At 67.4% G+C, this 15,339-nt stretch carries 18 protein-coding genes and 1 pseudogene; all 19 read right to left on the bottom strand.

The window, feature by feature from the left end; all coding sequences use genetic code 11:
* Positions 1 to 59 precede the first annotated feature (59 nt).
* Positions 60 to 452, bottom strand: a complete 393-nt coding sequence (locus M1D55_RS10935) for a phosphoribosyl-ATP diphosphatase (RefSeq protein WP_232206323.1) — start codon at positions 450 to 452, stop codon at positions 60 to 62.
* Positions 452 to 859 carry a phosphoribosyl-AMP cyclohydrolase gene (gene hisI, locus M1D55_RS10930; RefSeq protein ID WP_456282161.1) on the bottom strand — a complete coding sequence of 136 codons (408 nt, stop codon included), beginning with the start codon at positions 857 to 859 and terminating at the stop codon, positions 452 to 454. The genes M1D55_RS10935 and hisI overlap by 1 nt, the downstream gene beginning before the upstream one ends.
* A gap of 2 nt (positions 860 to 861) precedes the next feature.
* Positions 862 to 1,632 (bottom strand): imidazole glycerol phosphate synthase subunit HisF, encoded by a 771-nt coding sequence (hisF, locus tag M1D55_RS10925; protein WP_006575775.1) that lies wholly within the window; start codon positions 1,630 to 1,632, stop codon positions 862 to 864.
* Between the two features lie 75 nt (positions 1,633 to 1,707).
* Positions 1,708 to 2,454, bottom strand: coding sequence for a 1-(5-phosphoribosyl)-5-[(5-phosphoribosylamino)methylideneamino]imidazole-4-carboxamide isomerase (gene hisA / locus M1D55_RS10920; protein ID WP_006575774.1), 747 nt, complete (start codon positions 2,452 to 2,454; stop codon positions 1,708 to 1,710).
* Positions 2,455 to 2,544: 90 nt separating this feature from the next.
* On the bottom strand, positions 2,545 to 3,198 hold the full coding sequence (hisH, locus tag M1D55_RS10915; protein WP_023263297.1) for an imidazole glycerol phosphate synthase subunit HisH: 654 nt from the start codon (positions 3,196 to 3,198) through the stop codon (positions 2,545 to 2,547).
* A 144-nt stretch (positions 3,199 to 3,342) separates the two neighbouring features.
* On the bottom strand, positions 3,343 to 3,930 hold the full coding sequence (gene hisB / locus M1D55_RS10910; RefSeq protein ID WP_006575772.1) for an imidazoleglycerol-phosphate dehydratase HisB: 588 nt from the start codon (positions 3,928 to 3,930) through the stop codon (positions 3,343 to 3,345).
* A gap of 4 nt (positions 3,931 to 3,934) precedes the next feature.
* Positions 3,935 to 5,035 (bottom strand): histidinol-phosphate transaminase, encoded by a 1,101-nt coding sequence (gene hisC, locus M1D55_RS10905; protein WP_456282160.1) that lies wholly within the window; start codon positions 5,033 to 5,035, stop codon positions 3,935 to 3,937.
* Positions 5,036 to 5,098: 63 nt separating this feature from the next.
* Positions 5,099 to 6,427, bottom strand: coding sequence for a histidinol dehydrogenase (gene hisD / locus M1D55_RS10900; protein WP_456282159.1), 1,329 nt, complete (start codon positions 6,425 to 6,427; stop codon positions 5,099 to 5,101).
* A gap of 31 nt (positions 6,428 to 6,458) precedes the next feature.
* Entirely contained in the window at positions 6,459 to 7,121 is a 663-nt protein-coding gene (gene hisG, locus M1D55_RS10895; protein WP_006575769.1) for an ATP phosphoribosyltransferase, read from the bottom strand.
* 19 nt (positions 7,122 to 7,140) lie between these two features.
* Positions 7,141 to 8,394, bottom strand: a complete 1,254-nt coding sequence (murA, locus tag M1D55_RS10890) for a UDP-N-acetylglucosamine 1-carboxyvinyltransferase (RefSeq protein WP_456282158.1) — start codon at positions 8,392 to 8,394, stop codon at positions 7,141 to 7,143.
* Positions 8,395 to 8,419: 25 nt separating this feature from the next.
* Positions 8,420 to 8,692 (bottom strand): BolA family protein, encoded by a 273-nt coding sequence (locus M1D55_RS10885; RefSeq protein ID WP_006575767.1) that lies wholly within the window; start codon positions 8,690 to 8,692, stop codon positions 8,420 to 8,422.
* 67 nt (positions 8,693 to 8,759) lie between these two features.
* Positions 8,760 to 9,530, bottom strand: a complete 771-nt coding sequence (locus tag M1D55_RS10880; RefSeq protein WP_043436578.1) for an ABC transporter permease — start codon at positions 9,528 to 9,530, stop codon at positions 8,760 to 8,762.
* Between the two features lie 77 nt (positions 9,531 to 9,607).
* The gene (locus M1D55_RS10875; RefSeq protein WP_456282157.1) at positions 9,608 to 10,645 is read right to left on the bottom strand and encodes an ABC transporter ATP-binding protein; all 1,038 of its coding nucleotides are present in this window, start codon (positions 10,643 to 10,645) and stop codon (positions 9,608 to 9,610) included.
* A gap of 405 nt (positions 10,646 to 11,050) precedes the next feature.
* Positions 11,051 to 11,326, bottom strand: a pseudogene (locus M1D55_RS10870) (STAS domain-containing protein); the annotation flags it as partial.
* A 133-nt stretch (positions 11,327 to 11,459) separates the two neighbouring features.
* Positions 11,460 to 12,083: an MlaC/ttg2D family ABC transporter substrate-binding protein gene (locus M1D55_RS10865; protein WP_006575763.1), complete on the bottom strand. Its 624-nt coding sequence runs from the start codon at positions 12,081 to 12,083 to the stop codon at positions 11,460 to 11,462.
* Positions 12,084 to 12,277: 194 nt separating this feature from the next.
* Positions 12,278 to 13,111 (bottom strand): MlaA family lipoprotein, encoded by an 834-nt coding sequence (locus M1D55_RS10860; RefSeq protein ID WP_043436571.1) that lies wholly within the window; start codon positions 13,109 to 13,111, stop codon positions 12,278 to 12,280.
* Entirely contained in the window at positions 13,108 to 13,587 is a 480-nt protein-coding gene (gene mlaD / locus M1D55_RS10855; RefSeq protein ID WP_006575761.1) for an outer membrane lipid asymmetry maintenance protein MlaD, read from the bottom strand. The genes M1D55_RS10860 and mlaD overlap by 4 nt, the downstream gene beginning before the upstream one ends.
* A gap of 49 nt (positions 13,588 to 13,636) precedes the next feature.
* A complete protein-coding gene (mlaE, locus tag M1D55_RS10850) occupies positions 13,637 to 14,425 on the bottom strand; it encodes a lipid asymmetry maintenance ABC transporter permease subunit MlaE (RefSeq protein ID WP_023263295.1) in 789 nt (262 codons plus the stop codon).
* On the bottom strand, positions 14,425 to 15,246 hold the full coding sequence (locus tag M1D55_RS10845) for an ABC transporter ATP-binding protein (RefSeq protein WP_006575759.1): 822 nt from the start codon (positions 15,244 to 15,246) through the stop codon (positions 14,425 to 14,427). Before M1D55_RS10845 ends, mlaE begins: the two co-directional genes overlap by 1 nt.
* Positions 15,247 to 15,339: the final 93 nt, after the last annotated feature.

Raw genomic sequence — 15,339 nt, 5'->3', positions numbered from 1 at the left:
TCGGTCCAGACGATACTGTGCCACACGATACACCGCGGCCCGCCGAGGAGCGCCGACGATCACTTCGACTCGGGCGTGCGCGCCGCCTTTTCGGCCAGTCCCGACAGCCCTTCGCGGCGCGCCAGTTCGGCGACCACGTCGGCCGGGCTCAGGCCGAAGCGGGCCAGCAGCACCATGCTGTGGAACCACAGGTCCGCGACCTCGTAGACGACCTTGTCGAGCGCAGGCGCGGCGAGACCCTCGGCGCGCGCGTCCTTGGCCGCCATCACGGTTTCGGTGGCTTCCTCGCCGATCTTCTTCAGGATCGCGTCGTCGCCCTTGTGGAACAGCCGCGCCACATAGGACTGGTCGGGATCGCCGCCGTGTTCCGGCTTGCGCGATTCGAGTACCGCGGCCACCCGTGCCAGCACGTCGGCCAGCGCGTCCGCCTGGTTTGCAGAAGCGTCGCTCATCAGTGATTGCCGCCGTAGATGGACGAGGGGTCCTTCAGCACCGGTTCGACGGTCTGCCAGTCGCCGTCCTCGACGTCGCCCTCGAATTTCTGGAAGAAGCAGGAATGGCGGCCGGTATGACACGCGATGTCGCCGGCCTGCGTGACCTTCAGCAGTACCACGTCCTCGTCGCAGTCCAGCCGGATCTCGTGCACCTTCTGCACATGGCCCGATTCCTCGCCCTTGTGCCACAGCCGCTTGCGCGAGCGCGACCAGAACACCGCCTCGCCGAGATCGACGGTGCGCTGCAGCGCCTCGCGATTCATGAAGGCGAACATCAGCACGTCGTTGGAACCGACTTCCTGCACGATCACCGGCACCAGGCCGTGATCGTCCCACTTGACCTTGTTGAGCCACTTCTTTTGCATCGTCAAACCCGCATCGGAATGCCCTCGCGGGCCATGAATGCCTTCGCCTCGGCCACCGTGTGCTGGCCGTAGTGGAAGATGCTCGCCGCCAGCACCGCGTCGGCATGGCCAATGCGGATGCCGTCGGCCAGGTCCTGCAGTCCGCCGACGCCGCCCGAGGCGATCACCGGCACGCCGACCGCGTCGCTGACCGCGCGGGTCAGCTCGAGATCGAAACCGCTCCTGGTGCCGTCACGGTCCATGCTGGTCAGCAGCAGCTCGCCGGCACCGCGGCGCGCCATTTCGCGCGCCCACTCGACCGCGTCGAGCCCGGTCGCCTTGCGCCCGCCGTGGGTGAACACCTCCCAGCGCGGCGGCTCGCCCGGTGCCGAGCTGCGCTTGGCGTCGATCGCCACCACGATGCACTGCGAACCGTAGCGTGCGGTGGCATCGGACACCAGCTGCGGATTGCTGATCGCCGACGAATTGACGCTGATCTTGTCCGCGCCGGCATTGAGCAGCCGGCGCACGTCCTCGACGGTGCGCACGCCGCCGCCGACCGTCAGCGGAATGAAGACCTGCGAGGCCACCGCCTCGATGATGTTCAGCATCAGGTCGCGGCCGTCGCTGGTCGCGGTGATGTCCAGGAACGTGATTTCGTCCGCGCCCTGTTCGTCATAACGGCGCGCGATCTCGACCGGATCGCCCGCGTCGCGCAATTCGACGAAGTTGACCCCTTTGACCACCCGCCCATTGGTCACGTCCAGGCAGGGGATGATACGTTTGGCTAGCATCGGAATCCTTGCCACGCGGCGCGCCAGTGCGGCACGACGCGGGCAGCAGCGCCCCCCGGGCGCAATGGCGACGGCTTACTTGTCCGCGCCCAGTTTGTCCGCGAGCGCCTGCGCGTCCGCGAAATTCAGGTCGCCGGAGTAGATCGCGCGGCCGCAGATCACCCCTTCGACGCCTTCGCTCTCGACCGAGCACAGCCGGTCGATATCGCTCATGTTCGACAGGCCGCCGCTGGCGATCACCGGGATCGACACCGACTGGGCCAGCTTGACCGTCGCATCGATGTTGATGCCCTGCAGCATGCCGTCGCGGCCGATGTCGGTATAGATGATCGCCTCGACGCCGTAGTCCTCGTACTTGCGCGCCAGGTCGATGACCTCGTGGCCGGTCAGCTTGCTCCAGCCGTCGGTGGCGACCTTGCCGTCGCGCGCATCGAGGCCGACGATGATGTGGCCGCCGAACGCCGAGCACGCGTCCTTCAGGAAGCCCGGGTTCTTGACCGCGGCTGTGCCGATGATGATGTACGACAGGCCGTCGTCCAGCCAGCGCTCGATGGTGTTCAGGTCGCGGATGCCTCCGCCGAGCTGGACCGGGATCTCTTCGCCGACCTCGGCAATGATGGCCTTGATGGCCGCCTCATTGCGGGGCTTGCCGACGAAGGCGCCGTTCAGGTCGACCAGGTGCAGACGGCGCGCGCCCTGTTCCACCCAATGTCGTGCCATGGCGGCGGGCTCTTCGGAGAAGACGGTGGCCTGGTCCATATCGCCTTGTTTGAGGCGTACACACTGACCGTCCTTCAGGTCGATGGCCGGAATGAGCAACATAAGCGTGACGAGCGTGTTGAAGTAAAAAGGTTGTCCTGGCGTGACCGGCGCTGCCGGCCCGGCCTTGCCTGCGTCGAACGGCTTGGTGAATCAGGGCTTCCAGTCCACGAAGTTCCGGTAGAGCTGCAAGCCAAGCGCCGCGCTCTTCTCGGGGTGGAACTGCGTGGCAAAAATATTATCCCGGGCCACCGCGCTGGTAAACACGACGCCATATTCGGTTTCCCCGGCAGTATGGGCGGAATCGCGCGGCTGCACATAGTAGCTGTGTACGAAATAGAACCAGCTCTGATCGGGAATACCCTGCCACAGCGGATGCGGCCGGGTCTGGCGAACGCGGTTCCAGCCCATCTGCGGCACCTTGTAGCGCGAGCCGTCGGGCTGCGTCATGCCGTCGAGCTCGAAGCGCACCACCTCGCCCGGCATCAGGCCCAGGCATGGCGTGCTGTCCGCACCGGCCCTACTTTCCCTGCTCGCTTCGAACAGCATCTGTTCGCCAACGCACACGCCCAGCAGCGGCTTGCTGTCCGCGGCCTCGAGCACGGCCTCGCGCAGCCCGGAGGCGTTCAGCGCCGCCATGCAGTCGGGCATCGCGCCCTGGCCGGGCAGCACCACGCGCTCGGCGGCACGGATACCCTCGGGCGCATCGACGACACGCACATCGGCGTCCGGCGCCGCACGGCGCAGCGCCTGCGCCACCGAGCGCAGGTTGCCCATGCCGTAATCCACAATTGCAATCGTAGTCATGATGTTGGAAACGGCCGTGGCATCGCGCGGCCGTCCCCTCGGAAACGGTGGGGGGTGGTGGAATCCGGTAGAGATCGATGGAGATCGGTCCGCGTGATCGTCGGCGGCAGGACTGTCCGGCCCTCGATCACGCCGGTAGCGATATCAGAGCGTGCCCTTGGTCGACGGAATCGTGTTGGCCGCGCGCGGGTCCAGCTCCACCGCCATGCGCAGCGCCCGGCCGAAGGCCTTGAATACCGTTTCGCATTGATGGTGGGCATTGATGCCGCGCAGATTGTCGATATGCAGCGTCACGCCGGCATGATTGACGAAGCCGCGGAAGAACTCGATGGTCAGGTCGACATCGAAGCTGCCCACGCGTGCCCGGGTGAACGGCACGTGGAACTCCAGCCCCGGGCGGCCCGAGAAATCGATGACCACGCGCGACAGGCATTCGTCCAGCGGCACGTAGCTATGCCCGTAGCGGGTGATGCCCTTCTTGTCGCCGATGGCCTTGGCCACCGCCTGTCCCAGCGTGATGCCGACGTCCTCGACCGTATGGTGGTCGTCGATATGGGTATCGCCCTTGGCCTCGACCTCGAGGTCGAACATGCCATGGCGGGCGATCTGGTCCAGCATGTGGTCCAGGAAGGGAACGCCGGAAGCCAGCAGCTGGCGTCCGGTGCCGTCCAGATTCAACGCGACGCGGATCTGGGTCTCGGAGGTATTGCGGGTGACCTCGGCAACACGCATGGTGCTAATCCTGCAGCGAGGCGACAAACGCCTCGAGAAACTGCGCATTTTCTTCGGGGGTGCTGACCGTCACGCGCAGACAGTTGGCCAGCAATGGGTGCATTTTACTCACGTTCTTGATCAGCACCTTGCGCGCGAGCAGCCGATCGAAGATTCGCGCGGCATCGGGCACGCGCACCAGCAGGAAATTGCCGGCACTCGGAAACACCGTCACGCCGGGGTGCGCGGCCATCGCCGCGGCCACGCTGGCGCGCTCGGCGCGCAGCTGCGCGGCCTGTTCGTCGAGCACGTCGACATGCTCGAGCACGAACAGCGCGGTCGCCTCGGTCAGCACGTTGACGTTGTATGGCGGGCGAACCTTGTCGATCTGCGCGAGCCAGGCCGGATCGCCGGCCAGGTAGCCGAGCCGGATGCCGGCCAGGCCAAGCTTGGACACGGTACGCATCACCAGCAGGTTGCCGAACTCCGGCAGCCGCGGCATCCAGCTGTGCTGCGCGAACGGCTGGTAGGCCTCGTCGACCACCACCACGCTGTGGCAGACCTCGCCCTGCGCGGCGCGCACGATCGCCTCCATATCCTGCTCGTCGAACAGCGTGCCGGTCGGATTGTTCGGATAGGCCAGATAGATCACCGCCGGCTTGTGCTCGGCCATCGCGGCCAGCATCGCCTCGCGGTCCAGCGTGAAGTCCGCGCGCAATGGCACGCCGACGAATTCGAGCCCGGTGAACTGCGCCGACATCGCATACATCACGAAGCCGGGCACCGGCGCCATCACCTTGGCGCCGGGCCGTGCGACCGCGAGCGCCAGCATGCTGATGATCTCGTCCGAACCGTTGCCGAGCAGGATCTCCATGCCGGCGGGCACGTCCATCACGCTCTTGAGCCGCGCGCGCAGCGCCTCGCTGGTCGGCACCGGATAACGGTTCAGCGCGACCTCGGCGAGCCGCTTGCCCAGCTGTTCGCGCAACTCGGCCGGCAGCCGGTACGGGTTCTCCATCGCGTCGAGCTTGATCAGACCGTGCGAATCGGCCACGTGATAGGCGCCCATGGCGCGGACGTCGTCACGGATGATTCGCTCGATCAGGGAAGGCTCGACTGCTGACATGGTTTCCTCTTCGGTGGGGGAGTGAGGGGGCGGCACACGGGGGCAGCGCACCGGCCCGGCAATTCAACTGCGCTTGAGGCGGTATTCGGCGCTGCGGGCATGCGCCTGCAGACCTTCGCCATAGGCCAGTTCCGCCGCGATCTGGCCCAGCATCTGCGCGCCCGTCTCGCTGACCTCGATCAGGCTCGAGCGCTTCTGGAAGTCATAGACGCCCAGCGGCGACGAGAAGCGCGCGGTGCGCGAGGTCGGCAACACGTGGTTCGGCCCAGCGCAGTAGTCGCCCAGCGATTCGCTGGTGAACTGGCCCAGGAAGATTGCGCCGGCGTGGCGGATCTTCTCGGCCCACTGGCGCGGATTGAGCGCGGAGATCTCCAGGTGCTCGGGCGCGATCGCATTGGCGATGTCGCAGGCCTCGTCCATGTCGCGGACCTTGATCAGCGCGCCGCGGCCGCCGATCGAGGCCGCGATCACGTCGCGGCGCGGCATGTCGTCGAGCAGGCGGCGGATGCTGTCCTCGACCTTGAGCAGATAGCCGGCATCCGGGCACAGCAGGATCGACTGCGCCATCTCGTCGTGCTCGGCCTGCGAGAACAGGTCCATCGCCACCCAGTCCGGGTCGGTGCTGCCGTCGCAGATCACCAGGATCTCGGACGGGCCGGCGATCATGTCGATGCCGACCGTGCCGAACACGCGCCGCTTGGCCGCGGCGACATAGGCGTTGCCCGGGCCGACGATCTTGTCGACCTGCGGCAGCGTCTCGGTGCCGTAGGCCAGCGCGCCGACGGCCTGCGCGCCGCCGATCGTGAACACGCGGTCGACGCCGGCGATCGCCGCGGCGGCCAGCACCAGCGGGTTGCGCACGCCGCCCGGGGTCGGCACCACCATGATCACTTCCTTGACGCCGGCGACGCGGGCCGGAATCGCGTTCATCAGCACCGACGACGGATAGGCCGCCTTGCCGCCCGGCACATAGAGGCCGACGCGATCGAGTGGCGTCACCTTCTGGCCCAGCACGGTGCCGTCGGCCTCCGCGTATTCCCAGCTATGGCTGCCGCATTCGATCTTCTGCTTCTCGTGGTAGGCGCGCACGCGCGCCGCGGCCGCCTCGAGCGCGGCGCGGCGCTTGGGCTCGAGTTCCTCGAGCGCGGCGTCCATCTCGGCCGGTGACAGTTCCAGCGCGGCCAGCGACTCCGCCTCGACGCGATCGAAGCGCAGTGTGTATTCCAGCACCGCGGCATCGCCGCGCACCTTGACGTCGGCCAGGATCTGCGCAACGGCGCGCTCGATGGCCTCGTCCTCGCCGGCCTCGAAGGCCAGCAGCTGGCGCAGCCGCACGGGGAAGTCCGCGCTGGCCGAATCCAGTCGGCGAATGTTCAGGCTTTGTTCGTTCATGATTCCCTTCCCCGGGCCGTCGGCCATGGCATCACGCCACGGCCGCGGAGGCCCGTTCAAACGCTTCGAGGATCGGCGCCAGCCGCTCGCGCTTGAGCTTGAGCGCGGCCTGGTTGATCACCAGCCGCGACGAGATCTGCACGATCTCCTCGACTTCCACCAGATTGTTGGCGCGCAGCGTGCCGCCGGTGCTGACCAGGTCGACGATCGCATCGGCCAGTCCAACCAGCGGACCGAGCTCCATCGAACCGTACAGCTTGATCAGATCGACGTGGACGCCCTTCTTGGCGAAGTGCTCGCGCGCGGTCTGCACATACTTGGTCGCCACCGCCAGCCGCGCGCCCTGGCGCACCGCGCGGGCATAGTCGAAGCCCGCCGGCACCGCCACCGACATGCGGCAGCGCGCGATATTCAGGTCGATCGGCGCATACAGGCCGGCCATGCCGTGTTCCATCAGCACGTCCTTGCCGGCCACGCCGAAGTCGGCGGCGCCGTACTGCACATAGGTCGGCACGTCGGAGGCGCGCACGATGATCACGCGCACGTCCGGGTCGGTGGTCGGCAGGATCAGCTTGCGGGAGGTTTCCGGGTCTTCGGTGACCTCGATGCCCGCGGCCGCCAGCAGCGGCATGGTTTCGGTAAAGATCCGGCCCTTGGAAAGGGCCAGGGTCAGCTGGTTCGGAGATGGGCTCATCGTCTTGTTCGTCGCTGGGTCAGCCGGCGATGCGCCGAATGCGCGCACCGACTGCCGACAGCTTGTCTTCCATGCGGTCATAGCCGCGGTCCAGATGATAGATGCGGTCGATCACCGTTTCGCCGTCGGCGATCAGGCCGGCAATCACCAGGCTGGCCGAGGCGCGCAGGTCGGTCGCCATCACGCGGGCGCCGGACAGGCGCGGCACGCCGGTCACCACCGCGGTATTGCCTTCGACCGCGATATTGGCGCCGAGCCGGTTCAGCTCCTGCACGTGCATGAAGCGGTTCTCGAAGATCGTCTCGGTGACGCGCGCGGCGCCATCGGCCACGCAATCGAGCGCCATGAACTGCGCCTGCATGTCGGTCGGAAAGGCCGGATATTCGGAGGTCCGGAAGCTGACCGCGCGCGGGCGCTGGCGCATCGACAGCCGCACCCAGTCGGCGCCGCGCTCGATCGTTGCGCCGGCTTCGACCAGCTTGTCGAGCACCGCGTCGAGGATGCCAGGCGAGACATCGCGTACCACGACCTCGCCCAGTGTCGCCGCGGCTGCACACAGGAAGGTGCCAGCCTCGATGCGGTCTGCGATCACCGCATGCTCGGCGCCGTGCAGCCGCTCGACGCCCTGGATCACCAGCCGGTCGGTGCCGATGCCTTCGATCCGTGCGCCCATGGCGACCAGAAGATTGGCCAGGTCGGTCACCTCGGGCTCGCGTGCGGCGTTCTCCAGCACGGTCTCGCCGTCGGCCAGCGTGGCGGCCATCAGCAGGTTCTCGGTGCCCGTCACCGTGATCATGTCGGTGACGATGCGCGCGCCCTTGAGCCGGCGCGCGCGGGCGTGGATGAAGCCGTGCTCGATGGCGATCTCGGCGCCCATCGCCTGCAGGCCCTTGATGTGCTGGTCCACCGGCCGCGCGCCGATGGCGCAGCCGCCGGGAAGCGACACCCGCGCCTCGCCCAGGCGCGCGACCAGCGGTCCGAGCACCAGGATCGACGCGCGCATGGTCTTGACCATTTCATACGGCGCCTCGGGCGAGGTGATCTCGCGCGCGTCCAGCGCCAGCTGCGTGCCGTCCTGTTCGATGCGCACGCCCATCTGGCGCAGCAGCGCCAGCATGGTGCGCACGTCGTGCAGACCGGGGACATTGCGCAGCGTCAGCGTGTCGGCCGTCAGCAGGCTGGCGCACAGGATCGGCAGCGCGGCATTCTTCGCGCCCGACACCCGGATCTCGCCGCGCAGCGGGCCGTTGCCGTGTATTTGCAGTTGATCCATGAGGGATACGCAGGTACGCGGCCGCTCAGCCGCGGCCCGGCTGGCCGCCCTGGTCGCCCTGCCCGCCTTGCCATTCGGCGGGCGTCAGCGTCTTCATCGACAGCGCGTGGATCTCGGCCCGCATGCGGTCGCCAAGCGCGGCATAGACGCGCTGATGGCGCTGGATCAGCCGCTTGCCCTCGAACTCTGCGCTGACGATCGTGGCGAAGAAGTGCTGGCCGTCGCCCTCCACTTCGAGGTGTTCGCAGGGCAGCCCCTGGGCGATGTAGTCCCTGACTTGTTCCGGTGTAGGCAGCATGGTGAATCTCGTTTCGTCTGTGTGCGTCCCGCTCTCGCGCGTGTCGGTCCGGCCTGGTCTCGCAAGATCAGTGCCGCAGCTTGTAGCCGCTCTGCAGCAGCCGCAGCGCGATCGTCGCGACCACCGCGAAGGCGCTCGCGACCACGGCCAGGCTGAACCACGGCGACACGTCGGAGACGCCGAAGAAGCCATGGCGGAACCCGTCGATCATGTAGAAGAACGGATTGGCGTGCGATACCTTCTGCCAGAACGCGGGCAGCGAGTGAATCGAATAGAACACGCCGGACAGGAAGGTCGCCGGCATGATCAGGAAGTTCTGGAAGGCGGCCAGCTGGTCGAACTTCTCGGCCCAGATGCCGGCGATCAGTCCCAGGGTGCCCAGCATGCCGGCGCCGAGCAGCGCGAACACGACGATCCACGCCACGTTGGCCACATGCAGGTCGGCGAACCACACCGTCACCAGCAGCACGCCGAGTCCCACCGCGAGCCCGCGCACGATGGCCGCGGTCACGTAGGCCCCGAACATCTCCCAGTGCGACAGCGGCGGCAGCAGCACGAACACCAGGTTGCCGGTGATCTTGGACTGGATCAGCGACGACGAACTGTTGGCAAACGCGTTCTGCAGGATGCTCATCATCACCAGCCCGGGCACCAGGAAGGCGGTGTAGCTGATCTGGTCGTAGACCTGGACGCGGTCCTCCAGCACATGGCCGAAGATCAGCAGATAGAGGATCGCGGTGAGCACCGGCGCGGCCACGGTCTGGAAGCTGACCTTCCAGAAGCGCAGCACTTCCTTGTACAGCAGCGTGCGAAAGCCGACCAGGCCGCCCACCGCCATCGGCGCCAGGTGCCGGCTGTCGTCGCCGCCGCCGTTGCGCGCGTCCTGTTGCGCGTGATCGAGTCCGGCAGGATGTTTCATACCGGGCTCTCCAGCGAGGAAGGGGTGGTATTGACCGGTTCGGCCGGGTCCGTGGCGCGCTTGCCGCCGTCGCCCTTGCCTTGTCCGTCCGCACCTTCGCCTGCGCCCGGGTCACCGGAAGCCGGCTTGCGCCCTTCCCTGCCCATGATCTGCACGAACACGTCCTCGAGGTCCGCCTTGTTGATTTCCATGTCTTCGATTTCGCAGCCCGCCTCGCGGCAGGCCGCGAGGATCGGTTCGACTACCTGGTAGCCGGACAGCCGCAGCCGGATCGCGCGCTCGCCCGGATTGGAGGGCATCCGCAGCGGCTCCAGCGAGGCCGGCAGGCGTCCGGCCGACAGCGTCAGCACCAGCTGCAGGCCGGCGAACTGGCTCAGCAGGCTGCTGGTGCGGTCCAGCGCCACCACCTCGCCGAACTTGAGCATCGCGATGCGATCGCACAAAGCCTCGGCCTCTTCCAGATAGTGGGTGGTCAGGATGATGGTATGACCTTCGCGGTTCAGCCGGGAGATGAATTTCCACAGCGTCTGGCGCAGTTCAACGTCGACGCCTGCGGTGGGTTCATCGAGCACGATCACCGGCGGACGATGCACCAGCGCCTGCGCGACCAGCACGCGGCGCTTCATGCCGCCCGACAACTGGCGCATGTTGGCGTCGGCCTTGTCGGTCAGGTCCAGGTTGGCCATGATCTCGTCGATCCAGTCGTCGTTGCGGGTCAGGCCGAAATAACCCGACTGCAGGCGCAGCGTCTCGCGCACCGTGAAGAACGGATCGAATACCAGCTCCTGCGGCACCACGCCCAGCATGCGGCGCGCCAGCCGGTAATCCCCGACCACGTCGTGGCCGTGCACGCGTACCTGGCCCGAGTCGGCGCGGTTCAGTCCCGCGAGGATCGAGATCAGCGTGGTCTTGCCCGCGCCGTTGGGGCCGAGCAGGCCGAAGAATTCGCCGCGCTCGACGCTGAAGCTGACGCCCTTGAGCGCCTGCAGATTGCGGTAGCGCTTGCGGACATCCTGGATTTCGATGGCTTTCATGGCCGATATCGTCTGGCGGGCGTGCGAGCGTCGCGCTGCCGCGCCGGGCTCCTGGAAATGGCGGGGACCGCCTGGGGGTGTGACAGCAGCCGGACTGGTCGCCCGCCTGGCGTGCCGGCTGCCGGCGTGGCAGGCGCATCGCGCGTTGGCGCGCGGCGGTGCTGACGAACGAATAACCCGGAATTATAGGGGATGCGGGGAAGTCCCCGCTTGGGACGCGGCGCGGGCTGGCGGCCGGCGCCGAGGCATCGCGACGGTGCCGGCCCAGGCCTCGGCCCTGCCCTCACCGCGGATGCCGGTTCAATGTCGATGCAAGGCGGCTTGCTCGAGGGGTACGGCGCCGGATGCCGAAGCCGATTCGGCGGCGGGTTCCGCCTCCGTTGCGGCAACCGCTTGCGCCGGTACCGATGCGGGGCTCTGCGGCGACAGGGCCAGCAGCGTATCGACGCCGTACAGGCTGGCCAGTGCGGCCAGTTGCTGCGGCACGCCGACGAAGGACAGCGTCCGGCCGCGCGCGCTGGCGTCGCGATGCAGCGCCAGCATCACGGCCACCGCCGAGGAGTCGACCTGCCCGAGCGCGCTGCAGTCGACCTGCGCTTCCCCCTGGGCCACGCGCGCGGCCGCGTCGCGCAGCACGGCGGCGGCGTTGCGGTTGGTCAGCGAGGTTCCGAGTGAAAGCATCGAGGCGGTCGGTAAGGAATCGGGTCGGATCGGATCGAATCCGATCGGATTTAGAGGCCGGTGCGCGAAAAGGTGCACACCGACCCGGCATTGTAACGCGGCGCAGCATCCACGTGCTGCGCCGCAACGGGTCTTAACCCTTCGCGCTGGCCAGCTGGCGGTTGCGGTCCTGCAGCGTCTTGATCACGCCTTCGATGCCCTGCTGGCTGGCGATCGTGTTGAAGCTGCCCTTGTAGGCCTCGGTCAGCCAGGCGCCCAGCACGTTGATGTCGTAGACCTTCCAGCCCTGCGCCGTCTTTTCCAGGCGGTAGTCCATCTGGATCGGCTCACCCTTGTTGATCACCTGGGTGCGCACGGTCACCTCGGTGTCCTCGGGCGCGGCGCGGAACGGACGGAACTGCACGGTCTGGTCCCGGATCTGCGAGACGGCGCCCGCGTAGGTGCGGATCAGCAGCATCTTGAACTCCTCGACGATCTGCTTCTGCTGCTCCGGCGTCGCCTTGGCCCAGTTGCGGCCCATCGCGATCTGCGTGGTCTTCTGGAAGTTGGCGTTCGGCAGGATCTTCTGCTCGACCAGCGCGGTGATCTTCGGAATGCTGCCGGCCTGCATTTCCTTGTCGGCCTTGACGGTGGCCATCACGTCGTCCACCAGGGCCTTGATCAGCCCGTCCGGCGTGGAGGTATCCGCGCTCTGGGCCATGGCCGCGCCCGCCATGGCGAAGGCGGCGATGAAGGGAAGCAACAGTCGCTTGAACATGGTTTTTCCTTGTCTATCTTGTTCCGCCGGGGGCGGCGGGGGGTGCGTACGTTGGAGAGCGCCCACCCCGGGCAAGTTCATGGTGCCGGGCGCGCGTGGCGCTGGCACCCGTTATCACAGTTTGTTGCAGCGGTGACCGGCCACTGACAAAGCCGGTCGACCGCAGTGGCGCACAAGTCTCGCGGCGCCGGCACTCACAGGCCGAGCCGGCCGGGCGTCAGCGACGGCGCCACCGGCGGCACCGGCATGGTCTGACCCGGCAGGCTTTCGCCCGAACCCGAGCTCGGCGGCTTGGGCTCGGCGTCGCTGTCGACGTCATCGTCGTCGCGGTCCGGCGGATTGCCGTCGTAGACCAGGTACTCGCGGCGCTGCAAATAGGCGTCACGCATGAACGAGTAGCGGTCCAGCGCGGCCATCTCGACCAGGCTGCTGGCGCCCAGCAGTTCGGCGCGGGCGCTGACCACGCGCACGCCGATCAGCGTATTGCGCATCCAGACCGGATGCAGGTAGGCGGTCGGGTCGGCCTGCCGGTCCACCAGCATGCCGCCGGTGTCGCGCACCGTGCTCGGGCCGAACAGCGGCAGCACCAGGTACGGCCCGGGCGGCACGCCCCACACGCCCAGCGTCTGGCCGAAGTCTTCCTTGTACTTGGGCAGGCCGGCCGGCGTGGCGATGTCGATCAGGCCGCCGATGCCCAGCACCGTGTTGATCGCCACCCGCATGGTGTCCTCGGCGAAGCGCGTCGGCTTGCCCTGCAGCAGGTTGTTCAGCGCCGAGTAGACATCGCTGACGTTGGAGAACACGTTGCTGACCGCGGTGCGGACCGGCGACGGCACGTAGTCTGCATAGACCTCCGCGATCGGGCGCATCACGCCCTTGTCGAAGTCCTCGTTGATCTTGTTGACTTCGCGGTTGAACGGCTCGAGCGGGTCGCGCGGATTGGCGTCCGGCCCCGTCGCGCAGCCCGCCAGGGCGACCGCCATCGCGCCGGCCAGCAGCCAGCGCCCGTGTACTCCCAAACCCCTCATTTCTCCGCTCCCGTGCCGCCTGCATCGGCCGCCTTGTTGTATAGGAACTGCCCGATCAAATTCTCCAGCACCACGGCCGACTGGGTCATCGTGATCCGTGCGCCGTCGGCCAGCATTGCGGTGTCGCCGCCCGCTTCGAGGCCGATGTATTGCTCGCCCAGCAGCCCCGACGTCAGGATCTTGGCCGACGTGTCCTTGGGAAACTGGTAGCGCTGCTCCAGGTGCATCGTCACCGTGGCCTGGTAGTTCTTGTCGTCGAAGCTGATTTGGGCGACGCGGCCGACCACCACGCCGGCGCTCTTGACCGGCGCGCGCGCCTTCAGCCCGCCGATATTGTCGAAGCGGGCCTGCACGGTGTAGGTGTCCTCGAAGGTGAAGGCGCTCATGTTGCCGGCCTTCAGCGCGAGGAACAGCAGGGCCACGAAGCCGGCCACCACGAACAGCCCCACCCAGAAATCGAGTGCGTTCTTTCTCATCGGAATTCTCTAGTTCAACCAGCGGGATGCGACGACGCCCATGCGGGGCTCAGGTACTGAACATCAGCGCCGTCAGCAGGAAATCGAGCCCCAGCACGGCGAGCGACGCGATCACCACGGTGCGGGTGGTGGCGCGCGACACGCCCTCGGGCGTCGGCTTGGCCTCGTAGCCCTGGTACAAGGCGATAAACGTCACGGCAATGCCGAAGATAAAGCTCTTGATGACGCCGTTCAGCACGTCGTCGCGCACATCGACGCCGCCCTGCATCTGCGACCAGAACGCGCCGGCGTCGACGCCGATCAGCTGCACGCCGACGATATAGCCGCCGAGGATGCCGACCGCGCTGAAGATCGCCGCCAGCACCGGCATCGCGATCACGCCCGCCCAGAAGCGCGGCGCGACCACGCGCTGCAGCGGGTTAACCGCCATCATTTCCATCGCGGTCAGCTGCTCGCCCGCCTTCATCAGGCCGATCTCGGCGGTCAGCGAGGTGCCGGCGCGGCCGGCGAACAGCAGCGCGGTCACCACCGGCCCGAGCTCGCGTACCAATGACAGCGCGACCAGCAGCCCCAGCGCCTGTTCGGAGCCGTAGCGGTTCAGCGTGTAGTAGCCCTGCAGGCCCAGCACGAAGCCGACGAACAGTCCCGACACCGCGATGATCACCAGCGACAGGTTGCCGACGAAAAAGATCTGGTCCGATACCAGCCGGAAGCGCCGCAGCATCGACGGCGACATCGCCAGCATCGCGAAGAACATCCGCGTGGCCATGCCCAGGCCCTCGACCGTCTGGCGCACCGCCGAGCCGATCATCGCGATGGCGTTGTAGAGCGCACCCATTACCGTCCCGCCCCGCCGACGAAGTCCTCGGCGAGCGAGGGCCCGCCGTAGTGGAACGGCACCGGGCCGTCGGCCTCGGCATGCACGAACTGGTGGACGAAGGGGTCGGTCGACGCGCGCAGCGCCTCGGGCTCCCCTTCCGCCGCGATGCGGCCTTCGGCGATGAAATACACGTAGTCGGCGATCTGGAAGGTCTCGTGCACGTCGTGCGACACGATGATCGTGGTGGCGCCGAGCGCGTCGTTCAGTGTGCGGATCAGGCGCGCGGTCAGGCCCAGCGAAATGGGATCGAGCCCGGCAAAGGGCTCGTCGTACATCAGCAGCGAGGGATCGAGGGCGATCGCGCGCGCCAGCGCCACGCGCCGCGCCATGCCTCCGGAGATCTGCGCCGGCATCAGGTCGCGCGCGCCGCGCAGGCCCACCGCGTTGAGCTTCATCAGCACCAGGTCGCGGATCATCGACTCGGGCAGGTCGGTGTGTTCGCGCAGCGGAAAGGCGACGTTGTCAAACACCGACAGGTCGGTAAACAGCGCGCCGAACTGGAACAGCATCCCCATCTGCCGCCGTGCCGCATAGAGGCCCGCGCGGTCCAGCGCCGGGATATCGGCGCCGTCAAAGCGGACGTGGCCGCGCTGCGGCCGCACCTGGCCGCCGATCAGCCGCAGCACGGTGGTCTTGCCGCAGCCGGAGCCACCCATGACCGCGACGACCTTGCCGCGCGGAATCCGCATGGACAGGCCCGACAGGATGGGCTTGCCGCCCGCCGCATAGGCGAAGTCGACCGCTTGCAGCTCGACGAGGTTGGGTGTGGTTTGGGTCACGTTGGCATCGCGCTAGAGACGGTCGGCATTATAAGTGCTAATACCTATACTCGTCCGTTCGCGTGCCGGGCAATGCGCCCGCGATGAAATGCT

The sequence above is a fragment of the Cupriavidus sp. JZ107 genome, assembly GCF_053903255.1.
The sequence above is the reverse complement of the archived record's forward strand: the minus strand, read 5'-3'. Positions and strand labels throughout refer to the sequence as shown.